The following is a 14,967-nucleotide window of genomic DNA, read 5'->3' as shown; positions in this document are numbered from 1 at the left end:
CGGAGTTCGCTTGCTCACGGATATCTGGCAGCCCGAGGAGGCGCCCGTGACCATCAGCGTTCCAGCCGCTCCAGCTCAGGAAGGCGCGACCCGGCCCGCCGTGGCCGAGGTGTTCGTGCATGCCGCCGCACAGATCCACCGGGCCGCCGCAGAGATATGGCCCGGCACGCCTGTCCGGTTGGAGGCGCACGTGCCCAGTGTCACCGCCTATGTCCACCGTGCGCGCGTTGGAGAGCGCACGTTGTACGCGAAGACGTCGTTCCTCGGCGTCTCCCTCGTTTCCCTGCTCCGTGGGGCCTGCGGACCCTGGCCCACGGTGCTCGAAGCTCAGCGGGAGTACGTGACGCGGCCTGACGGGCTGCTGCCGCGTGAGGCTGCACAGTTACGGGTTCTCGCTGGTCTGGACCGGCCGCGGGTGTGCGCGGTCGCCGGGATCAGTCAGGGCGTTCTCTTCACTGAACCCGTCACCGGGCCGTCGCTAGGTGACCTGATGATGGCACGGCCCGGCGACACCGCCGACCTGTTGGCGTTGGCGTTCGCGGAGCTACGCCCGTTGCACAGGTCTGGTGCCGCCCAGCGCCTGGACCCGGCCGGGGCGATCGGTGAGCGGAGCATCGCGGGTACGTTCCTGCGGAAGTTCAACGGTCTGTCAGGGGCCGTCTATATGGTGCGGGTCGGGGAGGAGAGGTGCGAGGCGTCGGCGCGCGCCGAGCTCGCGGAGCTGGTGCTCCACAGCGTGGATCGGCTGCGGATGATGCTGCCGGCAACGAAGGCGACGACTCTTGCCTACGGCGATCTGAAGCCTGAGCACGTGGTGTTCCCCGATGGCGCGGACGGGCGGCCGGCGCTCCTCGACCCGGGACTGTTGCGTGCGGGCCCGATGGTGGACGTGGCGAAGCTGCTGAGCCGTTCGGTCCTGTTCCTCGCCGCACACCGTCCGAGCCCGCTGACATGTCGTCTGATCGTCGACGGCCTCGCGGAGTTCGCTGAAGGACGGGCTATGCGGTTGCCGGGGAAGGACCGGCGGCTGCGGCTGCGGGACCTGCTGACCCTGTGGCTGATGGACACGGTCAACATCCTCACGACGTATCTGTCTGCGCCGGCCGGGCTGCCGCTGCCCGTCCTCGGCCTGGTGCTCGTCGAGCGGGCCGTTCCCGTCCTCCGCATGGTCGACGCGGTGAGCGCGGACCTCGCCAACGGGGTGGCTGAGCACGGGGTATGGGACGGCGCACTCCGCCGGGCCCTTGAGGTGATCTCGTGACGGTCCGGGACGTGGCGGTCGGCCTGATCGGTACCGGCGCGGTCGGACAGGGTGTCGGGGGCGCCCTGGTGGCGTCCGGGCTGTGCACGAGCCTCCTCGTCGCCTCCCGTAGGCCCGAGCAGGCCGCGGCCCTCTCGGACGACCTCGCCGACATGCAGGCGGCGTACGGCTCGCCGGTGCGGCCGTATGCCGCCGCAGTCCCGGAAATGCGCGACTGCGCGGCTGTCGTGGTCGCCGTGCGGGCACGGTTCACCAACGCCCGCGCGACCGACGTCCGCATGGGCGGGATACAGGCGAACACCCCTGTCGTACAGGAGATCGCCGGTCAGCTCGCCGGCTATCCGGGCACGGTGCTTGTGGTGACGAACCCGGTCGACCTGATGACGCGGCTGTTCGCCGAGACGTCCGGGTGCCTGAGGGTGTTCGGTGTCGGCTCCAGCCTCGACACGTCCCGCTACCGGATCACCCTGGCCCGGCTGCTCGGCGTGTCCGCGCGGGCGGTGGACGGGCACGTGATCGGTGAGCACGGTGACGGCGCGGTGGTGTGTGCCTCGTCGACCACCGTCAACGGCCAGCCTGTTCCCGTCCCCCTTCAGCAGGTCCGTGACGAGCTCGCCATACGGCCCGGCCGGATCAACACGGGTATCGGCCGCACCAGGTGCGGACCGGCTGGTGCCGTGCTCTTCGCCCTGCGCCTGGCCCTGGGCGTCGACGACGGGCTGACCGAGCTGTCCGCGCCGTACAGCGACAGCTACCTGGGAATTCCGTTGCGGTTCATCGGGGGCGAGGCTCTACCGTGCATGCCCCGGCTGGACGGCGCGGAGGCCCGGCAACTGGAAGCCGCCCGCATCAAACTCCGCGACGCCTATCAGGCCGTGCGCGGTATCCCCGCCCAAGCGCTTCCCTCAGAGAGGAACTTGTGACCACTCACGCCGTACGACTTGAGGCCGCCGACGCGGCCGTGGACGTCGTCTCCGCCGACAAGGCCGTCACCGACTGGACGACTCGCTACTTCGGGCCATGGTGGAAGGCCGCTGACGTGCCGGCAGACAGCGTCTGCACAGGCCCGCTCGTCATCGCCGAGGTCGATCCGGGAAAGTACGCGGACGCGGCACTCGCGGTGACGCAGGCCCGGAACGAGAGCACCACGTACGCGAAGGCGCAGCTCCTCCTCACCCGCGACGTCGCCGCTGGGGTGATCCTGGGCGTCCAGCCGGGGGAGAGCCTGGCGTACCGGTCGGAACCCGACGTGGGAAGTCTGGTCATCTCCGGGTGCGACACCGAGCCGGTCGCCACGGCGACCGCGCGCCTGGCCCGCGAGGTGATGCGCGGAATGCTGCTGCGCGCCGGGTGGTCGGTGCTGCACGCCTCCGCTGTCGTTCGGGAAGGCGGCGTAGTCCTGACGTTCGGCCAGAAGGGGGCCGGCAAGACCACCACGGCCCTGGCGCTGGCCAACCGGTACGGCTGGGGACTGCTGGCCAATGACCGCGTGTTCGTCCGGCCCAACGAAACGGGCGGCGTCGATGTGCTGCCGTGGCCGTCGGCTGCCGCGCTCGGCCTCGGCCTGCTCGACGCCCTGAACTGGTTCGAGATCGCGCGAGAGCGGCTCCAGGGCGGCGAGCAGCTGCACCCGACGCAGAGCCGGCGGGTGACGGATGCCCTCCTCGCAGGTGATCGCGAGCCGTTGTGGGAGAACGGCAAGGAGCTGAAGGTGCAGGTGTTCCCGGACCAGTTCGAGCGCTGGTTCAGCGTGCCGCTGGCGACCGGCGGCGAGGCTGCCGCCCTCGTCTTCCCGCGTATCGAAGTCGGTGCCGACCCGGCCGAAGAGGACAGCTACCGGTCGCTGAGCGGAGGGGACTTCATGAGCGGCGAGACCGAGGACCGCTACCCCGATGTGTTCGCGCTGGCGAGGGTCGACGGCGGCGGCACCGAGGAGTCGAGGCACGAGGTCGCTCACCGCCTGGCGGAGCTTCCGCACCACTCGGTCGTCCTCGGCCATGACGTCGCCGCGAACGGCGACTTCCTCGCGAAGCTCACCGGCGGTGCCTAGGTAGGTCCCCCTACCGTCTGCGCAAGGCGGAGGGGCTGACGTCGCTCGGGTTTGTGAACCAGAAGGACGCGTGAACCGTTCGGCGCACTGTCGTTCGACGGCCACGTTCGGTGCGCGTTCTTCCGAATTGGCGCTTAACGGCAGATGGTTGAGACGACAATATCCGTCCGACCAGAACCAGCCGTGATCGGTTCGGCGACCCGTCGCCGGGTTCCTGGGGGAGTTCGGCGACGCGCGGCTGAGGACACTGCTCCGCATAAGCAGGGCCGCCGGCGCTGACCGGTGCTGGCGTTACTGACGGTTCTCGAGATGCGCGCCGGTGTCCGCCATGTCCGCCGCGCCCGGCCAAACCGTTGACACTCGAAGGGCAGGGGCGCAGACTCGCGTCGAAAGATGGTGAAGAAAACTTCACTCTGCGAACATCGCCCGGTGGGCAGTCGCCGGTGAATACCGAACCCCGAACCGAACCCGAACCGAACCCCGAACCCAACCCCGAAGGGATACGCCCGATGCGCACGACCGTCGGCATCGTCGGCGCCGGCCCCGCCGGCCTCCTCCTCGCCCGTCTGCTGCACAACGCCGGTATCGACTCCGTCGTACTGGAGAGCCACGACCGGGCCTACGTCGAGCAGCGGCAGCGTGCCGGGATCCTGGAGCAGGGCACGGTGGACGTGCTGCGCGCGGCCGGTGCCGGGGAGCGGATGGACCGGGAGGGGCTGCGGCACGACGGCATCGAGCTGCGGTACGACCGCAAGCGCCACCGCGTCGACTTTCCCGGTCTCACCGGCGGCCGGTCGGTGATGGTCTACGCGCAGACCGAGGTGTGCAAGGACCTCATCGCCCTCCAGCTCGAGGACGGCGGTCCGCTGCTGTTCGAGGCGGAGGCGCTGACCGTGGAGGGGGTGGACGGCGACAGCCCGCGGGTGCGTTTCCGGCACGGGGGGCGCGAGGACGTCCTGGAGTGCGAGTACGTCGTCGGGTGCGACGGCTTCTGGGGGGTCTCGCGGAAGGCGATCCCGGCCGAGCTGGTCCGCGTCTTCGAGCGGACGTACCCCTTCGGCTGGCTCGGCATCCTCGCCGACGTGCCGCCCTCCCACGACGAGCTGGTCTACGCCCGCCACGACCGCGGCTTCGCCCTGCTCTCCATGCGCTCGCCGGCCGTCTCCCGCCTCTACCTCCAGGTGCCCGAGGGCACCGACGCCGGGAGCTGGGGCGACGAGGCGATCTGGGACGAGCTGGAGCGCCGCTTCGAGACCGACGACGACTGGAGGCTGGAGCGCGGGCCGATCACCCAGAAGTCGGTCACCCCGATGCGCTCCTACGTCCACGAGCCGATGCGGCACGGCCGGCTCTTCCTCGCCGGGGACGCGGCCCACATCGTGCCGCCGACCGGCGCGAAGGGGCTGAACCTCGCCGTCGGGGACGTCGTCACCTTCGCGCGGGCGCTGACGCACCAGGCGGAGACGGGGTCGTCCGATCTCCTCGACGCCTACTCCGCGACCTGTCTGCGGCGCGTGTGGCAGGCCGAGCGGTTCTCGTACGACATGACGACGCTCCTGCACCCGGCCCCCGACGCCACCCCCTTCGAGGACCGCCTCCAGCTCGCCCGCCTGGAGCGGATCGCCTCCTCCCGCGCCGCCGAGACCGACCTCGCCGAGGGGTACACCGGGTTTTCGTTCGAGTGACCGAACCGTCGGCCCCGTCCGGTCTCCGGCCGGTTCCGGGCGTGTACCGGCTTGGTCCTGGATGGAAACCTCCTGTACTGGGAATCATCACGCCGCGTAGCGTGTTGGCCAGCAGCATGAGGGAAAGATCCTCCCCAGGCACTAGGGTCAATCCTTTGCCTACCTATTACCCTTGAGCCAAGGCCGCGCAGTGTGGCCATGGAGGAGTGCAATGAGGAGCAGAAACCCGGTCTTCTCGCGACGGGGGTTCAGCCGCGACAACGGCTCGGCGGGCTTCAACGCCGCGCCGCAGGCCGGGGGACCCGCAGTCGGCACCCAGCCGGGCAACCCCTACGCCCAGCCGGCCGGCAACCCGTACGCGCAGAACCCCTACGCCCAGCAGGACCTGCAGTACGGCGCCCCGCCGCAGGCCCCGGTCACCACCGGCCGGATGACCATGGACGACGTCGTCGCGCGCACCGCGACCACGCTCGGCACCGTGGTCGTCACCGCGGTGCTGGCCTGGCTGCTGCTGCCCGTCGACGAGGCCAACCTCGGCAAGTCGTACGGCATCGCCATCGTCGCCGGTCTGGTCGCGATGGTGCTGGCCTTCGCCCAGTCGTTCAAGCGCCGCCCGGCGCCCGCGCTGATCCTGTCGTACGCCGCCTTCGAGGGCGTGTTCCTCGGCGTGATCTCGTCCGCGGTGTCCACGTACATCGCGGACGGCGTCGTCGCCCAGGCCGTGATGGGCACGATGGCGGTCTTCGCCGGTGTGCTCGTGGCGTACAAGGCGGGCTGGATCCGCGTCAACCGCCGCTTCTACGGCTTCGTGATGGCCGCCGCGCTCGGCTTCGTCCTGCTGATGGTCGTGAACCTGCTGTTCACGGTCTTCGGCGGCGGTGACGGCCTCGGCTTCCGCAGCGGTCCGCTCGGCATCGTGTTCGGTGTCATCGGCATCCTGCTCGGCGCCTGCTTCCTCGCCCTGGACTTCAAGCAGGTCGAGGACGGCATCGCGTACGGCGCACCGCGCGAGGAGGCCTGGCTCGCCGCCTTCGGTCTCACGATGACGCTGGTGTGGATCTACATGGAGTTCCTGCGACTCCTGTCGATCCTGAACAGCGACTGACGACAGCGACTGACGACAGCGACTGACGCCGGCCGGCCGTAGCGCCGGACGTACGCGACGGAAGGGCCCCGGGATCCGCTCCCGGGGCCCTTCGTCGTGTCGTCCGGTTCGCCGACCGGTGTGCTGTCCGGTCCGGTGCTGTCCGGTCTGCTTGTCGCGTGCGCGCTAGAGGAGTTTGCGCGCGGCCCTCCTCAGGTCGTACTCGTGGATGAGCGCCTTGGCGTGGCCGTACGCGAGGTCGTGCTCGGCGCGCAGCCAGCTGACCTTCTCCTCGAAGCGGAGAGCGGGGCCTTCGTCGACGGTGCGCAGCCAGTCGGCGACCTCACGACCGGTGCAGTGGGGGATGCGGGCCAGTATGTTGCGGTGGGTCTCCTCGGAGAGGACATGGGACATCGGCGCCTCCGGTAGCAAAGGGGATGTAAGCCGGTCCTTCAGGTCACGGTGCCTGAGTGTTCGCCTGTTGGCAACAGTCCCGGTCCGACGCGTAGTCTCGCGGCGTGGTGGATACGACGTCTCTGACCCGTGCGGTGGATCACTTCGCCGATCGTCTGCGTGCCGCTCCGCAGAGCCGGCTCCAGCGGGGCGCGGCCGCGGAAGCGCTGGCGCTGGCCAGGCAGTTGGTCCGGTGGGCGCAGGCGATCGAGCAGCCCGGGGCCGAGCCCAGGGAGATGCCCGACGTCGGGATGTTCGCCGCAGCCGACCAAATCACCGTCGCCGTGCACGACTTGGCCCTCGTCCTCACGGACGAGGGACAGGTGGCGGAAGCCGTGGAGCTGGTGGCTCAGGCGCAGAAGCGCGCGGCGGTGTGAGCCTCGGGACGCGCCTCGGGCAGGCGGGTGGGCCTCGGGCGGCGGGTGGGCCTCACAGGCTCGCTATGACCCGGTCCGCCAGGATGTAGACGTTCTCCGGGCCGCACTGGAACGTCAGCGTGTACGCGCCCGAGATGCCCGAGCCGCCCAGCAGGAACGGGGTTTCGCCGGCCGTGAGGGCCGTCGCGAGGCGTTCCGCCGTCTCGCGGTGGCCCGGGGTCATGCAGAGGGTGGTGCCGTCGGCGAAGACGTAGACGTCGAGGGTGCCGAGCGGGCCAGGGCGGACGTCGGTCAGCTCGATGCGGGACGCGGCCAGTTCCTCGAGGGTGGCGACCGTGCGTTCGTGGTCGTTGACCATTGGTGACTGGACGGGTACGAAGTCCGGGTGGGACGGGTGACGGCGGCGGGCGGCGGCCAGTTCGGCGGAGTCCCCGGCGAACTCGTCGGCGTCCGTGGTCGGCTCGGTCACCGGCTCCAGGGGCTCCAGGCCCACGAAGTCCGCCTGGCGGGGCAGGAACAGCTCGCTGTCCGGCAGACCCAGCAGGGAGGGGGCGTCGGAGGCGTCACGGGCCTCCTGGGCGGCCCAGAACGCGCGCGCCTCGGCGAGCTCCCGCTCCCGCTCCTCCGCGAGCGCCTCGGCCACCGCGGCGCGTATCTCAGCCGCGTCGGCGGTGGTGCGGGCGGCCGGAACGAAGCCGCGCAGCTGCGTGGCGTGGTTCTCGGCGAGCTGCGTGTGCAGGGCGGCGACCTGCCGGCGCAACTGAAAGAGGGTGCGCAGGACGGCGACGCCCACGGCGCCCGTGGCGGCCGTGGTGACCAACAAGGCGATCGGCATGGCGCTCACTGACGTACTCCCGGTTCAAAGTCGACCCCCGACTTCCTACATCAGCTTGAAGGGTGGACTATCCAGCTGTCAGTGCGTAACGTCACGAAACGGACAGGGATTTGGGCCTGTGGGTGGCGGTGGAACGCGCTGAGCTGCGTAAATCCCCCCTGGAGGGAGATAGGTCACATCCTGGGGGAGATTGCATCACAGAACGGCCCGGAGTCCAGGTGCTTTCCGGACTCCGGGCCGTCGGCTCACGGTGGGTGTTTCGCCGGTCACCGAGAGGCTTGATATGCCTCAGCTCAGGCGCTCGACGACCATCGCCATGCCCTGGCCGCCGCCGACGCACATCGTCTCCAGGCCGAACTGCTTGTCGTGGAACTGGAGGGAGTTGATGAGCGTGCCGGTGATGCGGGCGCCCGTCATGCCGAAGGGGTGGCCGACGGCGATGGCGCCGCCGTTGACGTTCAGCTTCTCCAGCGGGATGTTCAGGTCGCGGTAGGAGGGGATCACCTGCGCGGCGAACGCCTCGTTGATCTCGACCAGGTCGATGTCGTCGATGGTGAGGCCGGCGCGGCGCAGCGCCTGGTTGGTCGCGTCGACCGGACCGAGGCCCATGATCTCGGGGGAGAGGCCGGAGACGCCGGTCGACACGATGCGGGCGAGCGGGGTGAGGCCGAGCTCGCGGGCCTTGGTGTCGCTCATGATGACGACCGCGGCGGCGCCGTCGTTCAGCGGGCAGCAGTTGCCGGCGGTGACCATTCCGTCCGGGCGGAAGACCGGCTTCAGGCCCTGGACGCCCTCCAGCGTGACGCCGGCGCGCGGGCCGTCGTCCTTGCTGACGACCGTGCCGTCGGGGAGCGTCACCGGGGTGATCTCGCGCTCCCAGAAGCCGTTCTTGATGGCTTCCTCGGCGAGGTTCTGGGAACGGACGCCGAACTCGTCCATGTCCTGGCGGGTGACGCCCTTGACCCGGGCGAGGTTCTCGGCGGTCTGGCCCATCGAGATGTAGGGGTCGGGGATCAGGCCGTCCTCGCGCGGGTCGTGCCAGCTCGATCCCTCGGACCCGGCCACGGCGGCGGTACGGGCTTCCGCGTCGGCGAAGAGGGGGTTGTGGGTGCCGGGGATCTCGTCGGAGCTGCCCTTGGCGTACCGGGAGACCATCTCGACGCCGGCCGAGATGAAGACGTCGCCCTCGCCGGCCTTGATGGCGTGCAGGGCCATGCGGCTGGTCTGGAGCGACGAGGAACAGTAGCGGGTGACCGTGCAGCCGGGCAGGTGGTCCATGCCCATCTGCACGGCGACGATCCGGCCCAGGTTGTAGCCCTGCTCGCCGCCGGGGAGGCCGCAGCCGAGCATCAGGTCGTCGATGTCCCTCGGGTCCAGCTCGGGGACCTTCGCCAGGGCGGCCTGGATGATCGTGGCGGTGAGGTCGTCCGGGCGCAGGTCCTTCAGCGAGCCCTTGACGGCGCGGCCGATCGGGGAGCGGGCGGTCGAGACGATGACGGCTTCGGGCATCACGGCTCCAGATAGGAAGGGGCGGCGCATAGCGCCTCGTTGAGGGGTGGCGGTCGGGCGACGGGTGGGAGGGATGGGTTTCGTACGGGCGGGTACGGGCGCGTACGGGCACGGCTGCTTCGGAAGTTACCCGTACGTATGGGCTGGGTCACGGGGCTGGGGGTGTGACTCCGGCCGCACTTTCTAAGCGCTTGCTTGGACCTCCGGTGGTGGGGCGGGGATGTGCGGGCGGGGCAGCGTGCCGGTCCTGGGGACGCCGGTCCCGGGGTGCCGGTCCCGGGGCGCCGATCCTGGGGGCTGCGCCCCCAGACCCCCGTCGGCCCTGAAGGGGCCTTGTCCTCAGACGCCGGACGGGCTGGTCTGCTCCGGTTCGGTCACCTGGCGGCGCCGCCTCCGCTTCAGGAGGGCCCATGGGCCCCGTGGGCCGGTCGGCATCGCCGCCGTGACCTCCGTGCCGGGTTCCGAGGCCGCTTCCGCCGCTGCTCGGGCCACCGGGAGGAAGCCCTCGCGGCGGGTGACGTCGGGGCGTTCCTCGTCCGCCGGCCAGAGGCCGAGGGCCGCGCAGACCGTGGGCAGGACCGCCATCGCCGCCGTCGCGTACCCCTCCGCCGAGGGGTGGTAGTGGTCGGGGCCGAACATCGCGCGCGGGTTCGCCTCGAACTCGGGGCCCAGCAGGTCGCCCAGGGACACCGTGCGGCCGCCCTGTTCGACCGCGCCGATCGTCTGGGCCGCCGCCAGTTGGCGCGACGCCCGCCGGGCCAGCCAGCGCAGCGGCTGCTGGACCGGCTCGATCGTGCCCAGGTCGGGGCAGGTGCCGACGACGACCTCCGCGCCGGCCGTGCGCAGCCGCCGTACCGCCGCGGACAGGTGGCGGACCGCGCGGGTGGCCGGCATGCGGTGGGTCACGTCGTTCGCGCCGATCATGATCACGCAGATGTCGGGCATCCGGTCGACGCCCCCGACGACCAGCGCGACCTGCCGGTCCAGGTCGTCGGACTGGGCGCCGGGCAGCGCCACGTTGCGCAGTTCCACGGGGCGTTCCGCGACCGCCGCCAGGCCGGAGGCCAGCAGGGCGCCCGGGGTCTGTCCGGAGCGCTGGACGCCCTGGCCGGCCGCCGTGGAGTCGCCCAGCATCGTCAGACGCAGGGGCTCCTTGCCGGGGCCGGGGGCGTCGTAGGCGAGTCCGTAGCGGCCGTCCGCCTGCGGGACGTGCGGATGCGCCCCGTTGTTGACCTGGCGGCGCGCCAGATGCACCTCCGCCACCACCAGCCCGACGGCCGCCGCCCCGGCCAGCCCGATGCCGCCGCCGCCATAGGCCGCGCCGGCCGCGATGCGCCGGGCCACTCTCGCCCTCGACATGCTCGTCATGCCTCGACGCCACCTCCCTCGTGCCCTCGTGTCCGTACACCCACTCCTTGCCCCGTACGGACCGTCGTCCAATCTCCACCAGGAGTGAACCTCCCGACCGACCCGTAGGCTGGTTCGACCACTAGGACCACTGTTTTGAAAGCAACCGGAGACAACGGTGCAATTCCACGACTCGATGATCAGCCTCGTCGGCAACACCCCGCTGCTGAGGCTCAACAGCGTGACCGAGGGCATCCAGGCGACCGTCCTGGCAAAGGTCGAGTACTTCAACCCGGGCGGCTCCGTGAAGGACCGCATCGCCCTGCGCATGATCGAGGCCGCCGAGGAGAGCGGGGAGCTCAAGCCGGGCGGCACGATCGTTGAGCCGACCAGCGGCAACACCGGGGTCGGGCTGGCCATCGTGGCGCAGCAGAAGGGGTACAAGTGCATCTTCGTGTGCCCCGACAAGGTGTCCACCGACAAGATCAACGTGATGCGGGCGTACGGCGCCGAGGTCGTCGTCTGCCCGACCGCCGTGGACCCCGGGCACCCGGACTCGTACTACAACGTCTCCGACCGGCTGGTCCGTGAGACGCCGGGCGCGTGGAAGCCCGACCAGTACTCCAACCCCCACAACCCCCTCTCCCACTACCACTCCACCGGCCCCGAGCTGTGGGAGCAGACGGAGGGGAGGATCACCCACTTCGTGGCGGGCGTCGGGACCGGCGGCACCATCTCCGGTACCGGCCGCTACCTGAAGGACGCCAGCGAGGGCCGGGTGCAGGTCGTCGGCGCCGACCCCGAGGGGTCCGTGTACTCGGGCGGGTCCGGGCGGCCGTACCTCGTCGAGGGCGTCGGCGAGGACTTCTGGCCGACCGCCTACGACCGTACGGTCGCGGACGAGATCGTCGCCGTGTCCGACAAGGACTCCTTCCAGATGACCCGCCGCCTCGCCAAGGAGGAGGGGCTGCTCGTCGGCGGCTCCTGCGGGATGGCCGTCGTGGCGGCGCTGCGGGTCGCGGAGCGGCTGGGCCCGGACGACGTCGTGGTCGTCCTGCTCCCCGACAGCGGGCGCGGCTACCTCAGCAAGATCTTCAACGACGAGTGGATCAGCCAACATGGGTTCAGCGAAGACACGGCAACGGAGCCGACTGCAGGAGACGTGCTGAAGCAGAAGGAGGGAGGCGGCATCCCGAACTTCGTACACATGCACCCCACCGAGACCGTTGGGGCCGCAGTCGAGGTACTGAGGGAGTTCGGGGTGTCGCAGATGCCGGTAGTGGCCAAGGGAGCTGGGCATCCCGATGTGATGGCCCCCGAAGTGATCGGGGCCGTGGACGAACGAGTGCTCTTGCACGCGCTGTTCGCCGATCGCGCCGGGTCGGGAGACCCGATCGAGAAGCACATGAGCCCGCCACTGCCGGTTGTCGGATCGGGAGAACCGGTAGCACGGATGATGTCCGTGCTGGAAGGACGGGACGCGGCGGTGGTCCTGGTGGACGGCAAGCCCACCGGAGTGATCACCCGCCAAGACCTGTTGGCCTTCCTGTCCGACTCCACCGGCTGACGGCACGTCCCAGCGGGACAAGACCTGTGCGGAGGAGAACCATGGCTAAGAAGATCGAGACCTGCCCGACCGTGGACGAGTGGGTCAACAAGCGGCTCGAAACGCTGCTTCCGTCCATCGACCGGGACACCTGGGCAGGACTCTGGACCGTCCTGAACCCTGACGTCGGTCCGCAGGCCGAAGCCGCCTGACTCCTCCCTCAGCAAGCCGCCCCCGAGCCCTCTGGCCGGGGGCGCTGTGCTGTCTACAGCGCGAAGCGCCCGCGAGGGTCCGGAATCGCACACAGGGGGCCCTGTAGCGCGTGCAGACACACAGCGGTCCCGATCGCCTCGGGGGAGACGCGACCGGGAACCTTCCAGCGCACAGCGTTCGGGGGGAGATCGCTGAAACGCTGGCACTCTTCGCGTACCCGTGTAGCTCTGGCATATGCCGGAAACAGAAGAACCCCCATGTTGACGCCACGGGGGTTCTCCTCGGCCCAGGAACCCTGTGTCGCCCCCGGACCGGTGCGACAGCTTGTTTCATTCATTCACTCGGCACGTACGGCAGCAGCGAAGAGGGTCCCGATGTACCCCTCGGTGGGGGCGTCGATGATCTTCGCCCCGGCCCTCTGGAACTTCGCCTCCAGGAGCAGGTTCCGCCACTTACGAGTGCTGTGGCTGTACCGGTAGGTGTAGAGAGGCCTGCCGGCGAACCCGCCCTTGTACATGCCCTGCGGACCGTAGGCACCAGGGATGGCCGGCGGTTGGGAAAAGGCGAACACTCCGCCCGGATTGAGCCGTTCCCAGACGAGAGGGAACAGCTCTTCCGGGTCTGCGAACCAGGCGCACCCGAAGATCGAGTAAACGGCGTCGTACGTCTCTCCTGTTGACTCCAGGTAGGACAGCACTTCGCCCTCATGGAACACGGCTCCCGTATCTGCCCACTTGTCGCTGATCTTCTTCACCATGACCGGTGAGAGGTCGAGGCCGTGTGCCTCAATGCCCTGCTGGGCGAGGTAAGCCACGGAGCGGCCGGTGCCGCATCCGATCTCCAGCGTCTTCCGCGGCTTGCCGAGTACTTCCGGGCCGGGGCCGTGGTCCTTAGTACTGCGTCCACCGGAAAACGGGCTCGGCGTCGGGCTCGAAAGCCGATTCTGCGTAGGTGTCCCAGACCTCGGTTTCCATGGCGTAGTCATGCTGTGCAGGCACGGGCATTCCTTGTAGTCGATATGCGGGGACCCCCGCCCTCGGGGAGCCTTGCTCGAGGGCGGGGGCGACTGTAGCCGGGGGAGGCCGGCCGTCAGTGGGAGTCCGGCACCTTGTCGTCGCACGGACCGCAGTCGGAAGCGTCGACCGACCACAGCTCCATGTCGACGGGGAAGCCGTTCTGGCGGATGATCTCGGCCGTCCGCATCACGATGCCGTCGCGGCGGTGCTCGATCAGCGGAGCGTGGTGCTTGTACCGGCCCTCGTTGTACCGCTCGCAGATCGCGAAGTACGTCGGGGTGTCGAGGATGATCTGATGTACGCCCTGGTCGACCTCGAAGCCGGGGCCCATGTCGTTGCCCGGCTTCTCCATGGCCGTGATCAGGTAGGCCACACCCTGATTGAGGATGCGCTCGGCGAGGCTGCGCACCCGCACGGTGTCACGCTGGAGAAGCCGCACTTCGCGCTCCCACAGGCCGATACCGGGGTCGGGGATCAGGTGCGGATCGGCCTCCCCGATCTCGTCCAGGATGGCCTTCGGGTCCCGGAGCTGTGTTGCCTCCGGGGCCTCAAGCATTACCGTCATGTCGTGCCCTTTCTACTCGTTGTGAGGGTGCTGGACCCACCCCCGGCCGACCGTCCTAAGGAGACCGGGGGCGGGTGTTGAGACCCCGCCCGTCCGCTACGGGGGAGAGCGGACAGACGGGGAGCTATGAGGCGGGGCGTTCGTCCAACTGGCGCGTGTACGCGCTGACGTACGCGCAAGACCAGTCGCAGCAGCCTTTACAGGCGAAGCCAGGAGCGGTGACACCATTCACGGTTACGGGACCTATGAACGTCACAGGCTGGTCCGACTTCCGGCAGAGCCAGCAGAGCCCCATGACCCACCTCTTGTCGGTCATTCGTCGCGCTCTCCGCTGACCTTTCGGTACACGTCCAGCAGGGTGCTGGCGAAGATGGCCGAGTCCCGCAGGTAGCCGTACGCCTCGTGAGCCTGAGAACGCGACATCGGACGGTTACTCGCGGCGAGGTGACGTTCCACCATGCGCCGGAGCCGCAACGTGTTCTGGTCCTCGTCCTCACCGAGGCACTGGCTCACAAGAAGCACATGTCGGCGCCGCTGCCGCAGGTCGGCTCCGGTGAGCCGGTCGGCGACCTGATGCAGGTGCTCGGCACCGCCTACGCGGCGATCGTCCTCGTCGAGGGCAAGCCCACGGGCGTCGTCAGCCGTCAGGACCTGCTGGCCTTCCTGGCCAAGGGCGGGAAGTGACTTCCGAGGGTCAAGGGCCGTGATCCCCGGGAAACCTCCGGTGAACGGCCCGTCCGGGCGGTGACCTTCCGTTTGCCTGCCGAAGAGGTGGACTTCGCGGAAGTGGTACGAGCACGTCACGTGCACGCAGCACACGCTTAACACGCGTCCGGCATATTTGTGGATGTCGGCAGGGCGGGAGCGGCTCCCCGCCCCACCGGCACCAAAACGGCGTCACGGACCTCCGGAGCGGCTCCCGGACCTTCCACCGACGCCATGGACGCGCAAGCCCGGCCTGACCCGGCACGCGTCCCACGCGGGGACCGCCGTCGTCCCGCCCCCCGGCAACGGGGGTGCGGCGGT

At 69.8% G+C, this 14,967-nt stretch carries 13 protein-coding genes and 2 pseudogenes; 9 read left to right on the top strand and 6 right to left on the bottom strand.

What is annotated here, in order from left to right:
* The first annotated feature begins 46 nt into the window (after positions 1–46).
* From OG352_RS17445 to OG352_RS17425, 5 genes are all read left to right on the top strand, one after another.
* On the top strand, positions 47–1,261 hold the full coding sequence (locus OG352_RS17445; RefSeq protein ID WP_329217989.1) for a phosphotransferase: 1,215 nt from the start codon (positions 47–49) through the stop codon (positions 1,259–1,261).
* The gene (locus tag OG352_RS17440) at positions 1,258–2,184 is read left to right on the top strand and encodes a lactate/malate family dehydrogenase (protein ID WP_329217988.1); all 927 of its coding nucleotides are present in this window, start codon (positions 1,258–1,260) and stop codon (positions 2,182–2,184) included. The genes OG352_RS17445 and OG352_RS17440 overlap by 4 nt, the downstream gene beginning before the upstream one ends.
* Positions 2,181–3,311, top strand: coding sequence for a hypothetical protein (locus OG352_RS17435; protein ID WP_329217987.1), 1,131 nt, complete (start codon positions 2,181–2,183; stop codon positions 3,309–3,311). Before OG352_RS17440 ends, OG352_RS17435 begins: the two co-directional genes overlap by 4 nt.
* 509 nt (positions 3,312–3,820) lie before the next feature.
* Positions 3,821–4,996 (top strand): 4-hydroxybenzoate 3-monooxygenase, encoded by a 1,176-nt coding sequence (locus tag OG352_RS17430; protein ID WP_329217985.1) that lies wholly within the window; start codon positions 3,821–3,823, stop codon positions 4,994–4,996.
* 211 nt (positions 4,997–5,207) lie between these two features.
* Positions 5,208–6,101: a Bax inhibitor-1/YccA family protein gene (locus OG352_RS17425; protein ID WP_329217984.1), complete on the top strand. Its 894-nt coding sequence runs from the start codon at positions 5,208–5,210 to the stop codon at positions 6,099–6,101.
* A gap of 165 nt (positions 6,102–6,266) precedes the next feature.
* Here OG352_RS17425 and OG352_RS17420 read toward each other — a convergent pair whose 3' ends face one another.
* Entirely contained in the window at positions 6,267–6,494 is a 228-nt protein-coding gene (locus OG352_RS17420; protein WP_329217982.1) for a DUF4287 domain-containing protein, read from the bottom strand.
* Positions 6,495–6,598: 104 nt separating this feature from the next.
* On the opposite strand from OG352_RS17420, the gene OG352_RS17415 reads away from it, so the two are divergent.
* Positions 6,599–6,910, top strand: coding sequence for a hypothetical protein (locus OG352_RS17415; RefSeq protein ID WP_329217981.1), 312 nt, complete (start codon positions 6,599–6,601; stop codon positions 6,908–6,910).
* A 52-nt stretch (positions 6,911–6,962) separates the two neighbouring features.
* On the opposite strand, the gene OG352_RS17410 is transcribed toward OG352_RS17415, so the two are convergent.
* The 3 genes from OG352_RS17410 to OG352_RS17400 all read right to left on the bottom strand — a co-directional run bounded on the left by OG352_RS17410 (position 6,963) and on the right by OG352_RS17400 (position 10,622).
* On the bottom strand, positions 6,963–7,754 hold the full coding sequence (locus tag OG352_RS17410; protein ID WP_329217980.1) for a hypothetical protein: 792 nt from the start codon (positions 7,752–7,754) through the stop codon (positions 6,963–6,965).
* Positions 7,755–8,033: 279 nt separating this feature from the next.
* Entirely contained in the window at positions 8,034–9,254 is a 1,221-nt protein-coding gene (locus OG352_RS17405; protein WP_329217978.1) for an acetyl-CoA C-acetyltransferase, read from the bottom strand.
* Between the two features lie 339 nt (positions 9,255–9,593).
* Complete coding sequence (locus tag OG352_RS17400; RefSeq protein WP_329217977.1) at positions 9,594–10,622, bottom strand: SGNH/GDSL hydrolase family protein; 1,029 nt, start codon at positions 10,620–10,622, stop codon at positions 9,594–9,596.
* A 157-nt stretch (positions 10,623–10,779) separates the two neighbouring features.
* Here OG352_RS17400 and OG352_RS17395 point away from each other — a divergent pair, with 157 nt between their 5' ends.
* Both OG352_RS17395 and OG352_RS17390 read left to right on the top strand, forming a co-directional pair.
* A complete protein-coding gene (locus OG352_RS17395) occupies positions 10,780–12,168 on the top strand; it encodes a cystathionine beta-synthase (protein WP_329217976.1) in 1,389 nt (462 codons plus the stop codon).
* Positions 12,169–12,209: 41 nt separating this feature from the next.
* Complete coding sequence (locus tag OG352_RS17390) at positions 12,210–12,359, top strand: hypothetical protein (protein ID WP_329217975.1); 150 nt, start codon at positions 12,210–12,212, stop codon at positions 12,357–12,359.
* Positions 12,360–12,697: 338 nt separating this feature from the next.
* On the opposite strand, the pseudogene OG352_RS17385 reads toward OG352_RS17390, so the two are convergent.
* Both OG352_RS17385 and OG352_RS17380 read right to left on the bottom strand, forming a co-directional pair.
* Positions 12,698–13,364, bottom strand: a pseudogene (locus OG352_RS17385) (class I SAM-dependent DNA methyltransferase).
* An 85-nt stretch (positions 13,365–13,449) separates the two neighbouring features.
* Positions 13,450–13,941, bottom strand: a complete 492-nt coding sequence (locus OG352_RS17380; protein ID WP_329217974.1) for a hypothetical protein — start codon at positions 13,939–13,941, stop codon at positions 13,450–13,452.
* Positions 13,942–14,454: 513 nt separating this feature from the next.
* Here OG352_RS17380 and OG352_RS17375 point away from each other — a divergent pair.
* Positions 14,455–14,625: pseudogene (locus OG352_RS17375) on the top strand (CBS domain-containing protein); the annotation flags it as partial.
* Positions 14,626–14,967 lie beyond the last annotated feature (342 nt).

Source organism: Streptomyces sp. NBC_01485, assembly GCF_036227125.1.
Classification (GTDB): Bacteria; Actinomycetota; Actinomycetes; order Streptomycetales; family Streptomycetaceae; genus Streptomyces.
Note: the sequence above shows the minus strand (reverse complement) of the source record. Positions and strands in the feature narration are given on the sequence as shown.